The organism is Clostridium sp. CTA-7, from assembly GCF_054768095.1.
Genome location: NZ_BAAAAV010000004.1, coordinates 223472 through 245741 on the forward strand (window position 1 = coordinate 223472; position 22270 = coordinate 245741).

Sequence of the window (22270 nt, forward strand, 5' to 3'; positions counted from 1 at the left end):
CAATCATAATAAACCAACTGATTAAACCTATTTAAAATACTTTTGAGCATTTATCTATTTTCTATGTACCTAATATATGCTAAATCATATATTATAATGAGGTGATAAAAATTGGAAGATCAAATTTTAAATTTAGTAAATATAACATCTCATGCTAAAAACAATACAGATATTACATTACAAGAAACAAACGAAATCCTTAAACAACTACCTAAAATATTAAATCAAATGAAAAGTGTTATTTTAAATACTAGTCATAACCTTGCTGTTTTACAAACAGAAGTCCAATTTATAAAAACTGAACAAGATAAGTTTAAAACTGATATTACTCAAGTGCTAAATATTTTATCAGATAAATATACATCCATAGATAAGGTTCGAGAAGATTTATCTGTGTTAGATCAAGTTTTAGGAAAAAGAATGACTGAGCTAGAGGATGAACTAGTATTAACTCAACAAATGTCGACCAAAAGTTTGAATGAAGTTCTTAAATTCAAAGAACATTGGAAAATCTAATAGGACTGTATAGTAATTACAGTCCTATTAGATTTATCTTTTACTTTTTAAATAAACTACGTGTAAATTAAAAGGATAAATACAATGATAGCATTTATCCCTTAAAATTTATTTAACTTCCATAGTTCCTGTTACTTTTGATTTTTCATCCATATGGAATGTATTTTTTGCATCTTCATTTTTGAAATAAACATTCCCATCTATTATTGCATCTTGTAATATCACTCCATTTACTTCTACATATACATCACCTTTAACTGTTCCACCTTCAATTTTTGCATTTTCATCTTTTATTGTAAGCTTTGGTGTAGTTAATGTATATGTGGCTGCTTTAGCATTGTTTTCACCCTTTTTATATAATGCTAAAACACGAGGTGTTACCACCATTTTACTCGGATCATTTTTGTCAGCTTTTTTAAAGCCAGTATTAAGTACTACTTCTTTAGTAGTGTTAACATCATTTTCTAAAATTACAATCCAGCTTCCTTCAACTGCTTTAAATAGATTTCCTTCGTCTGTTACTCTTGATGGAGATGTCACAGCATCTGTTACTGGTGGTGTATTTTGATTTGTAGTACCATCTTCGGTTTTTTTATTACAACCAACGGATATTAGTGCTACCATTACTAAAGGAATTATTAATGATTTAGATTTCATATCAATGTCCTCCTTAAATTTTTCATTAATAATTTTCCCTTATTTATATTAAATTATTTATACTTAATTTATTTAATAATTAAAAACTTAATCCTGTAAGCAAATAGAACAATAATAAAATACTTATTATTGCACAAATATTAGTAGCTGCTTTTGATTTTCTTTTTTTAACATTTTCATCATTTTTATCTTCTGTTACATAACTAAATAAACTTTCAAATTTTTGTTTAAAATTACTCATAATACCAACTCCTAAAATTTGTGCAAAAAGGATAGCTTTAATACTATCCTTTTTGCTTTTCATTTTATTTTAATATTATTATTTATAGGGCACTTTATACTTCTTAAGCAATTTCTGCTTGCTCCATTTCTAAGTTCTTCTTATCAGCATAAGCAACGAATGGTAAGTAAATTATTATAGAAACTACGATGTTTAATAATGCTACTGCACCACCTTGCCATTGACCAGTTGCTAAGATTGCGGATATTACTGGTGGACAAGTCCATGGAACTATTACTGATGCTGGTGCAACGAATCCTATCACACTTAATCCATAAGCTATTAAAGCTGATGCTATTGGAGCTAATATAAATGGTATAATATATATTGGATTTAATACTATTGGTAATCCAAATATAACTGGTTCGTTAATGTTAAAGAATGCTGGACCTGATGCAATATTTCTTATTGATTTATTAATAGCACTCTTTGACTTAATCATCATGGCTATCATTAAAGCAACTGTTAATCCAGCTCCACCAAGGTTAACATATGAATCTAAGAATTGGCTGTTTATAATGTTAATTCCTTGAGTGTTTCCTGCTGCTATAGCTGCCATGTTGTCAGCTGTTAATGCAAGGAATATTGAACTTATAATTGGTGCTAATATATTTGATCCATGTAATCCAAAGAACCATAAAATTTGTTGTATTAGTATTAATAGTAATAATACTGGTAAAGAGTTTGCAAGCCCCATTAATGGTTTTTGTATTAATGTATAAACTTGTAAGTAAACTTCTTGATATCCAAAAGCTTCTAATATCGCAAATACTATACCTACTAAAGTTAAAGTAATCATTGTTGGTAATAAGGCTGAGAATGATCTTGATACTGCTGGTGGTACTCCATCAGGTAACTTAATAACTAACTTCTTATTTTTAGCTAATTTAGCAAAAATTGTACCTGTAATTAAAGTTGTTATTAATATAGTAATTAATCCTGAAGGTCCAAGCCATTTTGTAAATAAACCAGGTTCCCATCCAAGTGTTCCAGCATCAAATCCTCCCCAAGTAACTGGAGCTTTGTAAGCAAACATATTTGTTAAAATTAAGCATGATGCTAATGTAACTAATCCAGTTGCAAATCCATCAACATCATATGACTTTCCTAAAGCATATCCTATTGATATTGCAGCGAATAATCCCATAAGGAACATTGATCCCCCATATACATTTAGCGCAATCACATCTAACCAATGCAAAGGTTGCCCTGCAGCAAATAAATCCTTAACTGCTTTAATTGGAAAGTTGTGAATTAAAAGACCGAAAGAACCAATAATCATAAGTGGCATTATTGTAGCAAAACCATCACGTATAGCTACTAAGTGTCTTTGAGCACCTACTTTAGATGCTATAGGAACTATATATCGTTCCATCCAATTCATGAATTTTTCCATTTAAATTCCCCCTTAAAATTTTTTGTTTATTTTTACTGATTTTCTCTAGAATATTTTTTATTGATAATTTCACTATAAAGAGTAAATCAGTTAATAACATTTTTTTAAAATCCTTTACATAAAAAATTTGTTTATTTTTGTTTTTCTCTTGCCTATATATAAAGCAATTTGCGTGCCAACTTTTTTTAAAACATTTTTTCTTAAAACCCTTGATATATCTAGCTTTCATCAACTGTTTTTTTACACACTTATTTTTTTATCTCTGTGTAATCGCATTACACAAATTTATATAAAAATTTATTTGTGTAATAATATGTTAATATTTCAAACTTTAATAGCTTATATGCTATAAATAATTTATCCAAAAATTTAAAAAATATAATTTCCTATAGAGTAAAAAAAATTCTGGAAAAAACCAGAATTTTTTTTAACCACTAGATTAAATAATATCTATTTTTTTAATTTAAATGAAAATTTACTCCAAGGTTTTATATAATCTAATAGGAATATTTCATCTTCAACTATCTTAGCAACTACATTTGTCTTTCCAGTATTTTTCATATCCTTTAAAGCTACTTGTAGCTCTCCTGCATATCTAGTGTACAGCTCCGTATCAATTAAAATATCCCCTCTTTTTATATCTACCAAATTATATGGTGGGAAGCTTTCCTCCTTATATTTAACTCTACTTTGAGTACTTCTTGCCATATATTCTGAAGAATCTCCTCTATTAAAATGAAACTCTTCTAAAACTATTTTTTTATCTAAATCTCTTATTTCATTTACTAATTCAACAGTAAACTCTAGCATTTCCTTGTTTAAATCACTTAAAGCTTTAAGCTCCTCTTCTGATGCAAAAGCATTTGCTATTATAACATCATCAATTAAACCTGTTGCAAATAAGTGCTTTGCTTGTACATCTATCGGCAAATCTCTATGCATTTCTAAAGTGCATAGCCCTTCTGATACTGGCCAAGGCCCATATTCTGCAGAAGGTGAATTAACAAAAGCTGCTGTTCTTATCCCTAACTCTTTAAATTGCTTACTTGAATTTATAAAGTTTTCATAAGATAAGCCTGTATAAATATGAGGATAAAAGTTATGACATCCATAAAGGTTATTTAAATTAGCTTTATATGAAAGTATATTATCTACATATCTTGTTCCATTACTAATGTTTAACTCTATTTTCAACCCATACTCGTTAAATGTCATAACTGACTCTTCATATCCACTAAACCCCATATCAAGCCTTATACCTGAAAGCCCCATATCCTTGAATACTTTTAAATCAAATATAGATGCCTTTAATTTATTAAATACAGTTGGATCTATATCTGCTATAACTTCCATACCATTTTCATTAGCTACATTTAATATATCCTTAAATTCAGCCAAAATACTATCAATATCTTTATCACTTGCAGATATTAAACATGTAAATATTCTTTTAAACCCATACTTAGCAGCAAGCCTTATATAATCTTTTATTTTATCAATTGAAGTATTATTAGGATATATTGATATCCCAAGCTTATTCATTCTTATATTCCACCTTATTTAATTTTTCATGAAGATCTATAATTTCTTCTGCTAAATCCTTTACAACCATTGATGTCATTAAATGATCTTGTGCATGAACTAATAATAATGATACTTCACATCTATTTCCTGATGCTTCTCCTTGAATTAAGCTAGTTTGCGTTGCATGGGCATCACCTAAAGTCTCTTTTGATTTTTCTATTAATTCTCTTGCTTCATCAATTTGTCCACTTTTAGCTAATTGCATGGCTTCCATTGCATAGCTTCTAGCTTCCCCACTAAAGATAATTAGATCCATTATAATTTTTTCCATTGGTTACACCCCTTTTACGATTATTGCTACTTATTGCTTATTAAAAGCGCTTGTTTTAAAACCTTTTCCCCATTCATTGTTCCATAGTCCACTGTGTTAATTACTTCCACTGGAACCCCCATTGGCTCGAATTTAGCTTTCATTTTGCTTAATAAAAATCTAACTTGTGGCCCTAATAATAATACATCTATTTCATTTTCATGTTTCTTTAATTCTGCCTCTCCAACAGCATTTATTGTACAATCAATTCCTTGAGCCTTAGCTGCTGCTTGCATCTTACTAACTAATAATGATGTTGACATTCCTGCTGAACAAACAAGTAATATTCTTTTCATTTAAATTCCCTCCTCATATATATAATTCCTTACACTATATTTAATAGCAATTTTAATGCCAAATTGAATTTTATAAAATTTCTAATTACTATTAACTTGAAAGCCCCTTTTTTAGGGACTTTCAAGTTATATTAAAAGAAACTTTAGTGTGTAACACTTAATTACACACTTTTAGCTCATATTATATGTTCAATCTTATTTTACACAGAAGTCTTATTATTAACTACCATCTTAACAATATGGGCTAACTCATTTTCACCTATATTTACATTATAATTTTCTTCTAAAAGTTTTAAGCATTGTTTTATAAGTATAAATTCTCTATTATTAGAATGTCTAAATTCATTTAACATAACAAATGGAGTTTCTTTACCACCTTTATTTAACTTATCTATTAGAAAACATATATGAATAAGAATACCAATCTTTACTTCATGAATTAACCTAATATTTAAATGCTCTTCAATATGAATTAAAGTTTTTCTTATATCTCTTATTAATTTATATGAATCTATATTTTCTATTTGTTTTTCCATGCTTTCCACTATCTTATGATACTCTTCTTCTTGTAATATAAGTTTTTCTAAATCGTTAATCCCTTCACCTGAAAGTATATCTGCTGCAGATATAAATTGAATATTAGGAACATAAGTATTCATCACTCCAACCATTGCAATAATATTATATTTTTCTTCTAAGGATTCTATATTACTGTAAAAATCATCTTTATATAATATGTTAAGTGCATGAATCTTAATATTTGTTTTACTATTAATATTATTTTCTATTATTTCTTTTAATCTTTGTGCTGATCCATCTCCAGTAAAGCAGGATGTTATTATAATGCTTTCCTTTTGGTCTATTTTAGATGCAGCTCCTTGAATTCCATATCTCTTAATTTCTAAGCATGATTCATATATTTCTTTTAAACCTCTTCCATTTAAAGCTTTTCTACCAGCTTCAATAACTAATAAAGTAGTAACCATATCAATAGTTTTTACATTAATATCAGTTTCATCCTTTATCATATCTGCAAAATTAGTCAAAGATCCCATATCTACTAATAAAAAGACACCTTTTCCAGTATGAATTTCCTTTATTTTTTCCATAGCTAATTTATACATATCTTCTGCTTTCATACTTAATGGCATATCCAAAGCCTTAACATATTCTTCCCCAATTAAAGAGTTTGCAACTTCTACCATAGATGAAGCTGTAGAATGACCATGCATTATTACTAAAACAGCCACTCTTTCATCCTTTGCTTTATCTTTTTCATAAGGATTTGTGGCTAAGAACATAGTTATATAACCAATTTCGTCTAAGGGAACTTCTATTACAAATTTTTTATCTATTATACTAGCTATTTCCATTGCTACTATAAATTCTCTAGCATACTCGCCTCTAATAAAGTTTAGTTTAGGATGAAATATCTTAACACCTTTCCTTATTCGCTCTAGGCTACCTTGAATATGAAGGGCTAACCCAAAATAAACTTTTTCATCGTAATCCCTATTTATTTTTTTTGATGCATATAAAAGAATTTCTTCAACTAAATTAACTATTTCAACATCAACAACTTTTGATATTTCTTCTTTTCTAAATCTTTCTGGCAAATCTCGTATATATTTTCTGAAATATTTTTCTATATCTATATTTAATATTTCATCTATTTCTTTTTCTTCTATTCCATCTTTTCTTAACTCTTCTATTTTTTGCTCTATTCTATCATAAAACATAGTTCCATCTTTAAATTCTTCTAAACCTGTTTTATCTTCAATTAAAGCAATTTTATCTTTATATGAAAACTTAAGCACATCTCCCATATTGCTTAATATCTCATCAACCTCATCCCTATATTCCTGTAACTTCATAAGTCCCACTTTCACTCGTTGATGCAAATCTTCTTGATCTACTAATATATAATCTTTATTTTTTGCTTTATATTTCAAAAAGGCTCTTGCACATGAAAGTTGAATATCACTTTTTAACTGTCCTATATTATTAGGACAATCATATAATAAAAATGATATTAAAGCACTTTTATTAAAATAAATACTTTTTGATACTCTTTGTGATTCAATTTCTATAAATTCCCTTAATAAGTAATATCTTTCCTTTATATTTTTTTCTTTTAAGGATGGTAACGTTATAACCATTGGTATTCTTCTACTAAAGGTTTTAAGTAAAAATGATTGAGGATCCTCAGTTGTAGCTGCAATAATTTGTGCTTCTACATGAACTAATTTTTCTGTATCACCTAAAACTCTAAAATGTCCTTTATCAATATATGTAAATAACATTTCTTGACCTTGTGGAGATAATCTATGAATTTCATCTAAAAATAATATTCCCCCATTTGCTTTCTTTAGTAAACCATCTCTATTAGAATCTGCACCTGTATAAGCACCTTTCTTAACACCAAATATTTGTGCCATAACTAGTTGTGGATTATCTGCATAATCAGCGCAGTTAAATCTTACAAAAGGTGCTTCATCATTTATAACTTTAGACTCAATTGCAAAATTATACATAGCTTCTGCAAACATAGATTTACCAACACCAGTTTCCCCTAAAATTAAAGTGTGTAATCCTCTTGGGGGATATAAAATTGCTGCCTTGGCTTGTTGAATCGGAATCTGCAAACTTAATTTTGCACCAACTAGTGTGTCTAGACTATTTCTTTTTTTCTCTTTTACGACTTTCTTATTTTCTTTTGATTTAGATACTTCGGTTCTTACTATAGAACTATATTTTACTGGATGGCCATCTATTTTATCAACTACACCATCTTTATAAAGCTGATTTAAATATCTGCTTACATTAGCCCTATCTAAGTTCATAAAAGCACTAAGCTCGCTTGCTGTTATTCCTTTTTTACTTTTCATTTCTAACCGCTTTAAAGCATCATAAACTTCATTTATCTTACTCATATTTTTTAATATCACCCCAATGTAAACATTTATTTGCTATTAATTTTAACATACATTTATTTTTTTTACATTAGTAAAATTTTTTAATTCAAAATAAAAACCCTTCTAAAATTTTAGAGGGTTTTTTTCTAATATTTATAATTTAGTTTAAATTGCTTTTATTCTTATGGTAATTATATATATAAAATGGCACTCCTAATAACATAAGTATAAATCCCCACATTACAATTTCTGCTCCTGAACCATATATTGTCCATAATGTATATATAAATGCTAGTAATGGAATTATTCCTTTTTTAATGAAAATTTGTAAATTAAACTTACTTTCCCCTCTAAACATAATCATCATTTCTGCTGCTGCAGTTAATAAATATATTGGCAAAAATGCTAGCGTTGCTAATATAGTTATAAATGTAAATGCTGAAACCATACTTTTTTGGTAATTCATTATTAAAAGTATATTAACTAATATGGATCCAATTATTAAAGCATTAGCTGGAGTTGAATATTTAGAATGTAATTTCCCAAAACATTTAGGAAATACACCATCTTCTCCTGCTGCATAAGCAACTCGTGCAGTAGATAATAACCACCCAATAGTTGTTCCTAAAATACATATAACTACTGAAATTGCTAATGGCTTTCCAATTGATGTTCCTAAAATTTTAGTTAATATATCAGTAAGTGGCGCGGAACTTGAAGCTAATTCTTTGTTAGACATTACTCCCATACTAGCAACACTTATTAATATGTATATTACTGCTGATATTAGCATTCCATAAATAGTGCTTTTCTTAACATTTTTTTCTGGATTACTAATTTCTCCTGCAGTTACTGTGGCACTTTCTAAACCTACAAATGCCCATAAAGTTGATGTTGCCGCAAGAGGTATTGAATTTACTCCCTTTCCTTCTGGCATTAAAGGCAATAAATTGGAACTATCAAAATTTAAAAATGCTATTACTATAAACAATGCGAAAAATACAATTTTAAATACAGTTACAAACGATTGAACCTTTCCAGCTTTTTTTACTCCAACAATGTTTATAAATGTAAATATCCATAAGATAGAACTTGTATAAATTATTGATATTAGTGGATTATTTAGTGCTGGAATTATAGCTGCACTATAACTTGCCAATGCTACTATTATAGCTGCATTTCCTATCCATGAACCATTCCAATAAAGCCAAGCACTTAAAAATCCTGCAAATTCTCCAAAAGCTTCTTTTGTGTATTGATAAGCTCCTCCAGTAGATGGATACTTTGAACCTAAATTAGCAAAGGATATAGCTATTAAAATAGATCCTATAGTTGTTATTACCCATGCAATAATAGTTGCCATTGGACCTGATAATTCTGCTAATGTAGCAGGTAACATAAAAACTCCTGAGCCTATCATATTTCCACAAACAAGCATTGTAGCCATAAATAAAGTGATTTCTTTTTTCATATGTTTCTTTTCCATTTTTTTCTCCTAAAAAAAGTAAGCTCAAAGATTATTCTTTGAGCTTATATTTATTGCAAACTTTAGACAATAATAAAGATAGCTCTCCACAAAAATATTGTGGCAGTTTTGTATATATTTTATACAATCCCAGTATATAACCTTTAAGCTAATCTATATACTTCGGCAATAACCCCTTTCATATTAAATCATAGTGCTTACCTCATTAATATTACTTTTAGCTATTGCAGCCTCTACCAATAAAATATTAAATTTCCTTCTTAATTCTATCAAAATTTATATATATGTCAAGGAAATATCAACTATTTATACATTTGCCTTAAACTTTCTAAGCCTTAAGGCATTTAATAATACTGATACTGAGCTTAAACTCATTGCTCCTGCTGCTATCATAGGATTTAATAATGGCCCACCAAACACATGAAGAATTCCCATTGCTACTGGTATTCCTAGTACATTATAAGCAAATGCCCAAAATAAATTTTGCTTTATATTATTAATAGTTGCTTTACTTAATTGAATAGCCTTTATAACATCTATTAAATCACTCTTCATTAAAACTATATCTGCCGACTCTATTGCTACATCTGTACCTGATCCTATTGCAATTCCTACATCTGCTTGAACTAATGCTGGTGCATCATTTATACCATCTCCCACCATAGCAACCTTCTTATTTTCGCCTTGTAACTTTTTAACTTCATTTGCTTTATCCTCTGGTAATACTTCAGCTAAAACTATATCTATTCCAACTTCTTTTGCAATTGCTTTAGCTGTTTTTTCATTATCACCAGTAATCATAGCCACTTTTATTCCCATACTATGAATTGCTTTTATTGCCTTTTTACTATTTTCTTTTACAGTATCAGCTACTGCTACAATTCCTTGGATTTTATTTTCTACTGCTAAGAACATAGGTGTTTTACCTTCTTCTGCTAACTTATTTGATTTCTCTTCTAAATCTTCTAAGTTTATTCCCCTATCCTTCATTAACTTTTTATTTCCTAAAAGAATATTTTCATTTTCTATTTTAACTTCTATTCCATGTCCTGGTATTGCCTTAAAATCATTTATTTCTTTTAGTTTGAGACCTTTATCTTCAGCTTCTTTAACTATTGCCTCACCTAATGGATGTTCTGATCCTTTTTCAGCACTAGCTGCTAAAATTAAAATTTCTTTTTCACTTAAATCCATTGTTATTATATTAGTTACTTTAGGCTTTCCTTCTGTTATAGTTCCTGTCTTATCAAATACAATAGTCTCAACTTTATATGCAGTTTCTAACGCTTCTCCACCTTTTATAAGAACTCCATTTTCAGCACCTTTTCCTGTTCCTACCATTATTGCAGTAGGTGTTGCTAATCCAAGTGCACATGGACAAGCAATAACTAGTACTGATATAAATATAGTTAGTGAAAATACTGCTGACTCTCCTGATATATACCATCCTAATGCAGCTATAATGGCTAATATAATTACAGTTGGTACAAAATATGCTGATATTACGTCTGCAAGTTTTGCAATTGGCGCTTTTGTTCCTTGAGCATCTTCAACCAATTTAATTATTTGTGCAAGAGCAGTATCATCCCCTACCTTAGTAGCCTTATATTTAATAAATCCTGTTTTATTTATACTTGCTCCAATAACTTTGTTTCCTATACTCTTTTCCACCGGAATACTTTCACCTGTAAGCATAGACTCATCTATTGATGTATTTCCCTCTATAACCTCACCATCAACAGGTAACTTTTCACCTGGCTTTACTAATACAACATCTCCTACTATTACTTCTTCAATAGGAACAGTAAGTTCGCTACCATCTCTAACAATATTTGCAGTTTTAGGAGCTAATCCCATAAGTTTCTTAATTGCCTCAGATGTTTTTCCTTTTGATACAGCTTCTAAATATTTTCCTAGAGTTATTAATGCAAGTATTACTGCTGCTGATTCAAAATATAAATGCATTGCATAATCATGATCACCTAGATTTATTTTATATATAGCAAATAATCCATAAATTACTGCTGCTAAGGTTCCTATTGATATTAATGAATCCATGTTAGGACTCAGTTTAAATAAGTTTTTAAATCCTATTAAATAGAATTTATATCCTACTATCATAACTGGTATAGTTAATAACAATTGCGTTATTGCAAAATTTAAAGGATTCATCATAGGATCTATAATTTTCGGCAAATGCATTCCTACCATGTGTCCCATTGATATTATTAGTAATGGAACTGTAAATACTAAGGATAATACAAATCTATACCAGAGTTTTTTATAATCTGGAGTTCTATTTGAGGAACTCTCCTTTTTCTCTTCTATAATTAATTTATATCCCGCTTTTTCTACTATGCTTTTTATATCTTTGATAGATATTTTATTTTCATCAAAGCTTATATTAAGCTTTTCAGTAGCAAAATTTACAGATGAATCTAATACACCATCCGCTTTTTTAGTAGCTCTTTCCACTCTATTTGCACAAGCTGAACAAGTCATTCCCTCCACTTTAAAACTATAGCTCTTAGTCTTCTTTTCTACACTATATCCAGCTTTTTCAACTGCTTTCTCAATGTCCGAGCTATTTAACTTTTCATTGTCATATTTAATACTTAAAGTTTCTGTAGCGAAATTCACACTTGCACTATCTACTCCTTCAAGCTTGTTCATTACTCTTTCCACTCTACTTGCACAAGCAGTACATGTCATACCTGATATTTTAACTTTTTCTTCTTTCATATTAAACCCTCCTTTTACCCCTCCCCAGGGGTGTGGTATAACTTTATTATACTCTTTTCATTTATAATGTCAATAATAATTCTCAATATAAATAAAATAGACATATGTATACATTGTACACATATGTCTATTATTTAACTTCCTGCACTCTCATATACGCTAATACCTTTTAGCCATATTTTATATGATACTATTATAGATATTAAACTTACTAAAAACGGTAAGAGTACACCGCTTATCATATTACCTTTCCCAATAAAATATGCTCCCGGATAATAACCTGTAAATGCAAATGGAATAAGAAATGTTAATATAAATTTTATAGCAGCCGGATAAATACTTATAGGATATTTAGCAAATGTACTTATCTGATATGTCATAAACATATATGACTGTGAGAATTTTACCCAAAATGCTATTGATGCTGTTGCAAGCTTTATAGATGTATATATTAATGTTGCACATATAACTACAAAAATAAACTCTACTATCTTAATAGGTGAATATATAATATTTAAATTGCATGATGCTGTTATTAATAAAATTAAACCAATTATAACTTCTCCAAATCCATCTGGTTGAAAACTTTCAGATATAACTTGAAATAATGGATTTATAGGTCTTAATAAATATTTATCAAATTCACCTTTAACTATAGTTTTCCAACTAAATATCCATAGATAATCAGTAAAAATATGATCTATACCTCTTGGTATTTGAGCAAATCCATATATAAATAATATTTCGTAAAAGCTCCATCCATCTAATGTAGGTATAACGTTAAAAATTAACTTTATAAATATAACTCCAGCAAATTGAACAAATATAAATCCTATAAGCCCTAATATAAAATCAAGTCGATATTCCATTAAAGTTTTTATATATTGTTTAAGAAATTTTACATATAATTTTATATATCTATTCATTTTACCCTCCTAATATAGTTAATTCTTTTATTAAAGCTTTCCACATTAATCTAGCTATAATCATAAGTATTAAAACCCATAGAAATTGAATGGACATAGCTTTAATAACTTCAATATTAGTCAACTTTCCTATATATATCATACTAGGAGTATATATCATAGAACTAAAAGGAAGAAAATTAAATACACCTTGTATCCAATTAGGAAAAAATACTATAGGTATTAGTGCACCTGATAATAATTGTGATATAGCATTCATAATTTGAGCTAATCCCCACATATTTGTTACTTTAAAAGATAATAATCCGAAAATATAGCTATAATAAAAATTAATCATAAACCCATTAATAATACTTATAAAATATAAAACTATATTTATAATTGAAAAACTACCTCCATAAGATATTTGTAATATAGTTACTATTATAAAACCTATTAGAAATACAACTATGAAGCTATACATTAGATTTCCTAGGGATTCAAAAAACATTCTTTTTTTATAATTTATGGGTCTAATTAAATTTATGGCTATAGACCCATCTTTAACTTCCCTACTTATTGAATGACTTATATCTGAACTAGTTACTACAGTTGTTATAAATGATATAAGCACATATATTATCATTTCATTTAAACTAAATCCTTTTATAATTAAAGTTTCTGAATTCCTATATATTGCTTTCCACAAATAATATGTAACAAATAACATAATAAGCTCACCTAAGAAAAATATAATTGCATTTGCTCTATAAGATAAATTTTTTTGAAATGTATTTTTTGTAAAGGTTAAATATGATTTTACGTCAAAAATAGACTTCAATATTTACACCTCTTTTCTATATATCTTTTTTATTATATCTTCAATGCTTGTCTCAACAATAGAAAAGTCCAATACATTAAATTTATTTATAATTTTAGAAATTATTTCTGCTTGAGTGATAACGTTTCTATTGAATCTTATTATAATTTTGTTATCTTGAGATTCCATATTTAAGTTATCGTCACTTATATTTAATTCATTATTAATATTAAACTCATTATAACCATTCAAATTCTTCACTTGAACTTCAATAGTTGTTATATATCCATAATTATCTTTTATTTCTTTTAAACTACCATCGTATATCTTGATGCCATTATCTATTATTATAATTCTATTACATAATTCTTCTATATCATTTAAATCATGAGTTGTTAATATAATTGTAGTTTCGTATTTTTTATTTATTTCTTTTATTGCACTTCTAACCTTTTCCTTAACAACTACATCTAGTCCTATAGTAGGCTCATCTAAATATATTATTTTAGGGTTATGTAATAATGCCGCAGCTAAATCGGCTCTCATTCTTTGTCCAAGAGACAATGTTCTAACAGGACTCAGTATGAAGTCATTTATATCTAAAACCTCACTCAAAAATCCCATTCTTTCCATATAATCGTTATCATTTACTTCATATATATCCTTCAGAAGAGAAAATGTTTCTGAAAGTGGTAGATCCCACCATAATTGAGTTCTTTGTCCAAACACGACACCTATATTCTTTGCGTTCTTTTCTCTATCTTCATATGGAATCAATCCATTTATGGAAATGTTTCCAGAAGTAGGCGTCAAAATTCCTGTCATCATTTTTATAGTAGTCGACTTTCCTGCGCCATTTGCACCTATATATCCTACAATTTCTCCATCATTTATTTCAAAACTAATATTATCAACTGCTTTCTTGATTACATATTCTCTTGAAAAAAAAGATTTGATTGCTCCTTTAAATCCAGGATACTTCTTATTACTTTTAAATTCCTTAGTTAAACCTTCGACTTTTATCATATTTTCACCAACTTTCAAACTACAATTAAATATTTCCAATTAATTCTACAGCCCACTAACTATATAGTCAATAAAATATACTTTTAAAATACTTTTATTTAAAATATTTGTATTTTAATACAATATATAGTCAATTAAATTGTTTTATTTTATAAAATTCACTATTAAATTTTAAACAATTTGATTTTTATAACTAAAAAGCCACCTAAAATTAGGTGGCTTTGAATTTATTATTTAACAGAATCTAAGACATCTTTTACAGCTTTTACATAAGTTCCAACTTTAATTGATACTCCTGACACCGCATCAGTATTTCCTTCATCATTAGTTAACTTAACCTTTGAAAGATCGAAGTTATTTTCAATCATGAACTTTTCTAATAATTCCATTTGTTCATGCCATTTCTTTGCTTCGCCTTCCTTCATTACATATTTTCCTTCTTCTGAAGCTTTTCTCTTCATTGTTCCGTCTTCTTGCTTAACATCAATATTTACTCCTACTGGTTTTCCATGATTAAATACAACTTTTGTAACCACAATATCTTTTTTCTTTCCAGTTGAATCATAAGGTGTCTCTGCAATTTTAGCTCCAGTATAGCCTGTTTCTAGTTCTTTTCCTGACTTAACTGAATCTACAACTTCTTTAATAGCATTTAAGTATGAACCAACTTTAATTGATACTCCTGATACTGCATCAGTATTTCCTTGATCATTAGTTAGTTTAACTTTCGATGTATCCACTTTGTTTTCATTAAGGAAAGATTCTAACAACTCCATTTGCTCTCCCCAGTTCTTAGCTTCACCTTGCTTCATTACATATTTTCCTTCTCTAGCTGCTGCCTTTTTCATTGATCCATCTTCTTGACGAACATCAACTAAAACCTTTACAGCCTCCCCATCTTTAAACTCCACTTCTGTCACTATAACGTCACCTTTTTTACCAGTTGAATCGTATAAAGTTTCATAAGTTTTAGTTCCAGTAAACTTTTCACTTTTCTCTGTTGATGTAGCATTTTTACTATTTGAATTAGAAGCTTCTTTACTACCACATCCAACTAGTAATGCTGTTGATAATAGACATACAGCTATAATTTTTTTTGATATCATAAAATCTCTCCCCCTAAAATGAACTTTACAAGACAATTTTATAATGACTTTATATTTTTTTCAACAATATTGTTAAATTATTATCTTATATATATATCAATTTCATTTATTTATATAATATAAATTATTAATTTATTTATATTATAGGTTATTAAAAGTATTAATATTAAAAATATTAATACTTTATTATTAAATAACTATATCTTACCAATTACAATTGTATATTCTATAAAATAACATACTACATTCTTACCCCATTGTAAACGTATATATAAATTTAATAATCATCTTTTTTTAACGCTTATTTCTCTATTTTTCAATAAATATATATTAGTTTTATACTTATATCTTTACAAAAATTACTTTAATTTATTATTATAAAAAACCTCTATATCATTTCTAATTGCATATATAGTAGCTTGTACTCTATCTTCAACTTCTATTTTTTTAAATATACTTGTAATATAATTTTTAACTGTTTTCTCTGATAAGAATAGCTTTTCAGCAATTTCCTTATTCTTTAACCCCTGTGATACCTCATATAATATGCTTAACTCTCTATTAGTCAATAATTCTAAAGCTTCCACTTCTTTATGGTTATCTCTTATATTACTTTTAATATCTAAAAATATAGCTTTAATCAGAGATTTATCAATATATTTTTCTCCTAAATACACACTTCTTATTGCAGTTACAATTTCACTTCCAGCTGACTCCTTTAATATATATGCATCTGCTCCTACGTCTATTGCTTTCATTATAGTTTTTTTATCATTTTCAACTGTTAGCATAACAACTTTTATATCTTTATAATGTTCTTTTAGAGTTTTTAATGTATCTAACCCATTCTTTATTGGCATATTTATATCTAATAATATTACATCAGGCTGTTTATCATCTACTGCTAATAGTAATTCTTCTCCGTTTCTATATTGTCCTAATATTATTAAATCATCTTCAAAGCTTATTATTCTAGTCAATCCTTCTCTAATTAAATCATGATCATCAACTATTATAACCTTTATCTTATTATTAACCATTTTCTTGTACCTTTCTACTTATTGGAAGTCTTATTTTATATGTTGTGCCTTTTCCATAAGATGATTTTATTTCTATTTTCCCTCTTAACTGTTTAACTCTTTCAAATATGCCAATTAATCCATAGCAATTACCTTTTTGTTTTACTTTTAATAAAGTTTCTTTGACATTAAACCCAACTCCATCATCTTGAATGTAAATACATATGCAATCTTTTATATAATTAATTCTTAATTCTACAAACTTGGCTTTAGAATGTTTTTTCATATTATTAAATATTTCTTGAATAATTCTATATGTAGCAACTTGTATTATTTTTTCTACTTTATACTCACCTTCATCAATAAATGTTTTTATTGTTATATTATTTTCTGATGATATGATATTTACCATTTCCTTTATAGCTTCATATAATCCTAATTCTTCTAATGACAATGGTCTTAAATCATATATTATTCCTCTTACTTCTTTTAAAGCCATTCTAACATTTGATTTTAAATCATCTAATTCCCTTATTCCTTTATCTAAATCCTTTTTTACGACAACTTTACAAAAATCTACTCTCATCATAGCATTTGCTATATATTGTGCAGGACCATCATGTATTTCTCTAGCAATTCTTTTTCTTTCTAATTCCTGGTTTTCTAAAATCTTTATTCCTGTTATCATTTGAAATTTTTCATCTTTATCATTTAAAATATTTAAAACATTTCCTTCTAAATATCCTAATGCTATATTTATTTGATTCACTGCACCTTCAGCTTCTTGTATACTTAAACTATAATTTTTCAATGTCCTCTCTAGCGAATCTCTTTTTTGAACTAATTCTTTCTCCTCATTTTGCTTAGTTACATACTTTACTCTTATATCTAATGCTTCTTCATATACTTCTTTAAAAAAATTATTATCTGACTCTGATAACTTTTTAGACTCCTCAACTAATTTATTTCTCATAGATCTATCTATTTTTTCTAAATAGTCTACTTCATCAATAACTACAGAAAGTCTATTTTTAACTTCTATAAGCTCATTTTTTTTCACTTCTAATTCATCTCTCATTTTATCAGCTATATGAAAGATTTTACTCTTACTTGAGTCTATTTCTTCAATTACATCATGAATTACATCTTTTACATTATTTGTGAAATTAATTTCTTTTTCCATAATACCACCAGTCATATTTTAATAGTTAAATAATTAAATACTATTTTAAAATAACATAAATCCGTAAAATAGTAAAATATGTATAGTACTTTGTAACATATATAAAAATACTATCCTAGATTAACTCTAGGATAGTATTTTATATAGCCCATTTTTTGTTTTTAGTAAATGAGACATTCATCCATTTTTTTAAATCAAAATGATTTGTATTATTATCTATTATTTCTCTAACCTTGTCCATATCTTCTACTGATCTTATCTTTGAATCCTTAGATACTATAAAATCAATTTCTATTCTAAGCTCTCTACCTACTTTAGCAACTCTAGCTATAGAATCCTCTAAGTTATACTCTTCTTCAATTTCTTTTACTAATGTATTTATATCATAATTGATTTCATCATCAACCTTAAAATTAGTTACTTCTCTAAATGCTTCTAATATAGAAGTTATAGGCATTCTTAAAAATATTGTAGAACTTAAAATAACCATTCCTGGATCCACATAATTTGCTAAATTTGCTAACCCAATAGATTTTAAAAGTATTGAAACTAAAAATCCTACTAATACTCCTACACTTAACATAGCATCCATAAACCACTGATTACTTTCAACTTTAACTATCTCAGATTTTAGATTTTTTGATTCCTCCCTCATATATAAATAGACTGCAGTACATCCAATAGATGAAATCAATGCATATCCTAATGCGAATCCTGCTTCAACATCATTTCCTCCATTTAAAACTTCCCTTATAGAAGAAATCATGTTTATAGAACAAGTTATTAAAAGTACTAATGACTTAATAATTACTAATATAGGTTCTAATGTAGCCTTTCCAAAAGGATAATTTTTAAAATCGTTTTTGTTTATAAAATTAGTAGTAATAATTGCAAATAATGCTAAAATTAAACTTATAAATGAGTACAGTCCATCAAAAGTTATCATTTCTGAGTGTATAGCTCATCCCCATGTAATACCTAAGGCAGCGAAGAACAATCCACCTACTGCTGAAAACCTAAGAATTCTATTTTCCGCCTTCATAATATCACTCCTTTATACAAAAATATTCTAATAAAATTTTATTCTTTTACACTTATTTTCTCAACTCATTAAAATGTTATATAACTTCTATTAATATGACTATTCTCACTTTTATATTCTTATAAGAAAAGCATAAAAGTACATTTTATGTATTATATCTATACAAGGCAATACTCTAACTTACTATAAAGTGCTTATATTAATTTTTTACATTATTGTACTTATATTTATATATTTTTTATATTTCTTAAAACTTGCGATTTTTAATAATATAAAATGTATATTTATATAGTAATTTTTTTCCATAAGTTCTTGAAATTATTAGCGCTTAGGGGTAAACTATATATGTCAATTGAATGACAAAGTAATTTTATAGAAAGTTGGTATTTATGAGTAATAATAATCTTAATCCCCAAACACCAGAGGAAGTGGTGAAAATTAATGAAAAAAGTATAATTCCAATTTTGAAATCTTGGAAGTTTATACTTGCCTTATTTCTAATCCTAATTTCCGTTTTAGGTTATTGGTTAGTTAAAAATATCAATTTGGTTAATAGTTATTCTGATAAGGTATATCCTGGTGCTTATATACTAAATAAAGATCTAGCTGGATTAGATAGTAGTGATTTGCACACTACCCTTTTATCTTTAGTTGATGATATAAGTAATAAAAAAATTAGTGTTCAAGCTAATGGAAAAAACTTTGATATCTTATATAAAGATTTAGAAGCTACAATTAATTATGAAAAGCTTGAAAGTGAAATTTTAAGCTTTGGAAAAAATGATGGTTTTTTCAAGAAAGTAAATTTAATAAAAAGACCTGAAAATAGGGAGTATGAATTTGAAGTTCTTTTTAATGATGAAAATTTAAATTCATTCGTTACAAATATCTCTACTAATGTAGATACTAGCCCTACTAATGCTTCTATAAATATTTCTGGTAATTCTATAAATATATCAAATGATTCTACTGGACTTAAATTAAATTCAACAGAATTATTAGAAAATATAAAATCTAAAATAAAGGATATGAAAGCACCAAATGTGGTAGAGGTTGTTGGAAATGTAGAAGTTGTTGAAGCTAATATTAAAGCTGATGCATTAGGCACTGTAAATAATAAGATCTCATCATTTTCCACAAGCTATCCTGCGGGTCCAAGTGGTACAAACCTTCAATTAGCTGCAACAAATATAGATAATACAATAGTTATGCCTGGTGAAACTTTTTCAACCGAGAAAGCAATTGGACCAACTACTATTGAAAATGGATTTGTAGCTGCTAATACCTACGTTGGTGGTCAAGTAGTTCCAGGAATAGGTGGCGGTGTTTGCCAAGTTGCCTCAACACTTTACAATACAATGTTAAGAGCCGGAATACTACCTACAGAAAGACTTAATCATATGATGAGAGTTTCATATGTTCCTATAGGACTAGATGCAACTTTAGCTGATAACCTTATTGATTTAAAATTTACAAATAATTTTGATTTTCCTGTTGTAGTAAACTCTTATGCAGGAAATGGGAATTTAACCATTGAATTTTGGTCAAATGATACTGTTAAAAACGGAATAACTTATGAACCAGTATCAATACCTTTAGGTCCATTAAGTGCAGACGCTTATCTCCGTGGATATAATTCAAATGGTGAATTAGTTATTGATCAGTACTTAGATAGAAGTACCTATCAACCATTTCAATAATTAAATTTAACTAATTAATAAAAAAAGATAATTTGCATTTATTTAGCAAATTATCTTTTTTTATTTTTATTCTCCTAGCATTCCTGCTAAATATCCAGTTGAAAAAGCCATTTGAAGATTATATCCACCAGTTTCAGCGTCTATATCAATAACTTCTCCAGCAAAAAATAATTTTTTTATTTTCTTTGATTCCATAGTAGAGGAATTTATTTCTTTTACACTAACTCCCCCACTAGTAACCATAGCTGCTTTAATTGTAATTGTATCTTCTGCAGTTAAAGGCATTTCCTTTATATATTCTATTAGTTTTAATTCTTCTTCCTTTTTTAACTCTGCAATTTTAACTTCACTTAAATTCAGAATATTTAATATTTCTTTTATAAAATTTTGAGGTAAGTAGACTTTTAAATTATTTAATAAACTTTTATTTGAGTTAGATCTAATTATTTTAGATAATTCATCTTTAGATATTTCAGGTAAAAAATCTAATTTTATTTCTACTTCTTTTTCTTTTAAAATTTTATTTATGTAAGAGGAAAACTTTAAAACTCCAGGACCTGATATACCAAAATGGGCAAATATCATATCTCCTTGACGTTGAATTTTTTTCTTTTTTATAGTAGTACTTATAATTACTTCTTTCATTGATATTCCTTGAAGATTCTTAATAAATCCTTCTTTTATAACGAGAGGAATTAATGCTGGGTATAATGGATTTATAGTATGCCCGTGATTTTGTAATATATCATACATGCTACCATCAGACCCTGTAGTAGGATAACTTTTTCCTCCTGTTGTTACTATAACACTATCTGCGTATATTCTTTTTCCTTCTTCTGTTACTATTCCTTTAATAGACTCATCTTCCACTATTAAATCATTAACCTTTGTATTGTATAAAACTTTTACATCATTCTTCATAAGATCTCTCTTAAATATTTCTATAACTTCATCAGCCTTATCGCTTTTTGTAAATACTTTTTGATCATATTCCACTTTATATTCTAAATTATTATTTGAAAAATACTCAAGTAAATTAGTATTTGAAAAAGTATAAAATGCACTATATAAAAATTTCTTATTTGTTACTATTTTATCGAAAAACTCTTCTATATCTCTATTATTAGTTATATTACATCTTCCACCACCAGTAAGCTTTAACTTTTTACCTATCTCATTATTTCTTTCAATTAAAGTAACCTCATTGTTTTTTGAAGCTGATAATGCTGCCATTATACCAGAAGGTCCTGCTCCAACAACTATAACCTTTGCCATAATCTATCTCCT

General features: G+C 27.6%; 19 protein-coding genes and 1 riboswitch. Of the genes, 2 read left to right on the forward strand and 17 right to left on the reverse strand.

Annotated elements, in window-relative coordinates; genetic code table 11:
* The first annotated feature begins 111 nt into the window (after positions 1 to 111).
* Positions 112 to 516 carry a hypothetical protein gene (locus ACYUEX_RS09860; RefSeq protein WP_411170427.1) on the forward strand — a complete coding sequence of 135 codons (405 nt, stop codon included), beginning with the start codon at positions 112 to 114 and terminating at the stop codon, positions 514 to 516.
* Between the two features lie 108 nt (positions 517 to 624).
* On the opposite strand, the gene ACYUEX_RS09865 is transcribed toward ACYUEX_RS09860, so the two are convergent.
* From ACYUEX_RS09865 to ACYUEX_RS09940, 16 genes are all read right to left on the reverse strand, one after another.
* Positions 625 to 1173 (reverse strand): hypothetical protein, encoded by a 549-nt coding sequence (locus tag ACYUEX_RS09865; protein ID WP_460287892.1) that lies wholly within the window; start codon positions 1171 to 1173, stop codon positions 625 to 627.
* A 79-nt stretch (positions 1174 to 1252) separates the two neighbouring features.
* The gene (locus tag ACYUEX_RS09870) at positions 1253 to 1414 is read right to left on the reverse strand and encodes a hypothetical protein (protein WP_460287893.1); all 162 of its coding nucleotides are present in this window, start codon (positions 1412 to 1414) and stop codon (positions 1253 to 1255) included.
* Positions 1415 to 1517: 103 nt separating this feature from the next.
* Positions 1518 to 2849: a PTS sugar transporter subunit IIC gene (locus tag ACYUEX_RS09875; RefSeq protein WP_460287894.1), complete on the reverse strand. Its 1332-nt coding sequence runs from the start codon at positions 2847 to 2849 to the stop codon at positions 1518 to 1520.
* Positions 2850 to 3299: 450 nt separating this feature from the next.
* A complete protein-coding gene (locus tag ACYUEX_RS09880; protein ID WP_460287895.1) occupies positions 3300 to 4391 on the reverse strand; it encodes a DUF871 domain-containing protein in 1092 nt (363 codons plus the stop codon).
* Positions 4384 to 4704, reverse strand: coding sequence for a PTS lactose/cellobiose transporter subunit IIA (locus tag ACYUEX_RS09885; RefSeq protein ID WP_411170422.1), 321 nt, complete (start codon positions 4702 to 4704; stop codon positions 4384 to 4386). The genes ACYUEX_RS09880 and ACYUEX_RS09885 overlap by 8 nt, the downstream gene beginning before the upstream one ends.
* Positions 4705 to 4730: 26 nt before the next feature.
* A complete protein-coding gene (locus ACYUEX_RS09890) occupies positions 4731 to 5039 on the reverse strand; it encodes a PTS sugar transporter subunit IIB (protein WP_322545722.1) in 309 nt (102 codons plus the stop codon).
* Between the two features lie 200 nt (positions 5040 to 5239).
* A complete protein-coding gene (locus ACYUEX_RS09895; protein WP_460287896.1) occupies positions 5240 to 7972 on the reverse strand; it encodes a sigma 54-interacting transcriptional regulator in 2733 nt (910 codons plus the stop codon).
* Positions 7973 to 8114: 142 nt separating this feature from the next.
* A complete protein-coding gene (locus ACYUEX_RS09900; RefSeq protein WP_460287897.1) occupies positions 8115 to 9440 on the reverse strand; it encodes an APC family permease in 1326 nt (441 codons plus the stop codon).
* 71 nt (positions 9441 to 9511) lie between these two features.
* Positions 9512 to 9684: riboswitch (Lysine riboswitch) on the reverse strand.
* A 62-nt stretch (positions 9685 to 9746) separates the two neighbouring features.
* Positions 9747 to 12182, reverse strand: coding sequence for a heavy metal translocating P-type ATPase (locus ACYUEX_RS09905; protein WP_460287898.1), 2436 nt, complete (start codon positions 12180 to 12182; stop codon positions 9747 to 9749).
* 134 nt (positions 12183 to 12316) lie between these two features.
* Positions 12317 to 13108, reverse strand: coding sequence for an ABC transporter permease (locus ACYUEX_RS09910; RefSeq protein ID WP_460287899.1), 792 nt, complete (start codon positions 13106 to 13108; stop codon positions 12317 to 12319).
* Between the two features lies 1 nt (position 13109).
* Entirely contained in the window at positions 13110 to 13928 is an 819-nt protein-coding gene (locus ACYUEX_RS09915) for an ABC transporter permease (protein WP_460287900.1), read from the reverse strand.
* Positions 13929 to 13931: 3 nt separating this feature from the next.
* Positions 13932 to 14933: an ABC transporter ATP-binding protein gene (locus tag ACYUEX_RS09920; protein ID WP_460288193.1), complete on the reverse strand. Its 1002-nt coding sequence runs from the start codon at positions 14931 to 14933 to the stop codon at positions 13932 to 13934.
* Positions 14934 to 15163: 230 nt separating this feature from the next.
* Positions 15164 to 16039, reverse strand: coding sequence for a hypothetical protein (locus ACYUEX_RS09925; RefSeq protein WP_460287902.1), 876 nt, complete (start codon positions 16037 to 16039; stop codon positions 15164 to 15166).
* Positions 16040 to 16398: 359 nt separating this feature from the next.
* Positions 16399 to 17079, reverse strand: coding sequence for a response regulator (locus tag ACYUEX_RS09930; RefSeq protein ID WP_460287903.1), 681 nt, complete (start codon positions 17077 to 17079; stop codon positions 16399 to 16401).
* A complete protein-coding gene (locus ACYUEX_RS09935) occupies positions 17072 to 18241 on the reverse strand; it encodes a sensor histidine kinase (RefSeq protein ID WP_460287905.1) in 1170 nt (389 codons plus the stop codon). Before ACYUEX_RS09935 ends, ACYUEX_RS09930 begins: the two co-directional genes overlap by 8 nt.
* A gap of 139 nt (positions 18242 to 18380) precedes the next feature.
* Positions 18381 to 19187 (reverse strand): cation diffusion facilitator family transporter, encoded by an 807-nt coding sequence (locus tag ACYUEX_RS09940; protein WP_411170413.1) that lies wholly within the window; start codon positions 19185 to 19187, stop codon positions 18381 to 18383.
* A 485-nt stretch (positions 19188 to 19672) separates the two neighbouring features.
* Between ACYUEX_RS09940 and ACYUEX_RS09945 the strand changes: the two genes are divergently transcribed.
* Complete coding sequence (locus ACYUEX_RS09945) at positions 19673 to 20983, forward strand: VanW family protein (RefSeq protein WP_460287906.1); 1311 nt, start codon at positions 19673 to 19675, stop codon at positions 20981 to 20983.
* A 66-nt stretch (positions 20984 to 21049) separates the two neighbouring features.
* Here ACYUEX_RS09945 and ACYUEX_RS09950 read toward each other — a convergent pair whose 3' ends face one another.
* Entirely contained in the window at positions 21050 to 22258 is a 1209-nt protein-coding gene (locus tag ACYUEX_RS09950; RefSeq protein ID WP_460287907.1) for a BaiN/RdsA family NAD(P)/FAD-dependent oxidoreductase, read from the reverse strand.
* Between the last annotated feature and the right edge of the window lie 12 nt (positions 22259 to 22270).

Coding starts and splice junctions, on each gene's coding strand:
- ACYUEX_RS09865 (WP_460287892.1), bottom strand. CDS start 1,173: ATGAAATCTAAATCATTAATAATTCCTTTAGTAATGGTAGCACTAATA.
- ACYUEX_RS09870 (WP_460287893.1), bottom strand. CDS start 1,414: ATGAGTAATTTTAAACAAAAATTTGAAAGTTTATTTAGTTATGTAACA.
- ACYUEX_RS09875 (WP_460287894.1), bottom strand. CDS start 2,849: ATGGAAAAATTCATGAATTGGATGGAACGATATATAGTTCCTATAGCA.
- ACYUEX_RS09880 (WP_460287895.1), bottom strand. CDS start 4,391: ATGAATAAGCTTGGGATATCAATATATCCTAATAATACTTCAATTGAT.
- ACYUEX_RS09885 (WP_411170422.1), bottom strand. CDS start 4,704: ATGGAAAAAATTATAATGGATCTAATTATCTTTAGTGGGGAAGCTAGA.
- ACYUEX_RS09890 (WP_322545722.1), bottom strand. CDS start 5,039: ATGAAAAGAATATTACTTGTTTGTTCAGCAGGAATGTCAACATCATTA.
- ACYUEX_RS09895 (WP_460287896.1), bottom strand. CDS start 7,972: ATGAGTAAGATAAATGAAGTTTATGATGCTTTAAAGCGGTTAGAAATG.
- ACYUEX_RS09900 (WP_460287897.1), bottom strand. CDS start 9,440: ATGGAAAAGAAACATATGAAAAAAGAAATCACTTTATTTATGGCTACA.
- ACYUEX_RS09905 (WP_460287898.1), bottom strand. CDS start 12,182: ATGAAAGAAGAAAAAGTTAAAATATCAGGTATGACATGTACTGCTTGT.
- ACYUEX_RS09910 (WP_460287899.1), bottom strand. CDS start 13,108: ATGAATAGATATATAAAATTATATGTAAAATTTCTTAAACAATATATA.
- ACYUEX_RS09920 (WP_460288193.1), bottom strand. CDS start 14,933: ATGATAAAAGTCGAAGGTTTAACTAAGGAATTTAAAAGTAATAAGAAG.
- ACYUEX_RS09925 (WP_460287902.1), bottom strand. CDS start 16,039: ATGATATCAAAAAAAATTATAGCTGTATGTCTATTATCAACAGCATTA.
- ACYUEX_RS09930 (WP_460287903.1), bottom strand. CDS start 17,079: ATGGTTAATAATAAGATAAAGGTTATAATAGTTGATGATCATGATTTA.
- ACYUEX_RS09935 (WP_460287905.1), bottom strand. CDS start 18,241: ATGGAAAAAGAAATTAATTTCACAAATAATGTAAAAGATGTAATTCAT.
- ACYUEX_RS09940 (WP_411170413.1), bottom strand. CDS start 19,187: ATGATAACTTTTGATGGACTGTACTCATTTATAAGTTTAATTTTAGCA.
- ACYUEX_RS09945 (WP_460287906.1), top strand. CDS start 19,673: ATGAGTAATAATAATCTTAATCCCCAAACACCAGAGGAAGTGGTGAAA.
- ACYUEX_RS09950 (WP_460287907.1), bottom strand. CDS start 22,258: ATGGCAAAGGTTATAGTTGTTGGAGCAGGACCTTCTGGTATAATGGCA.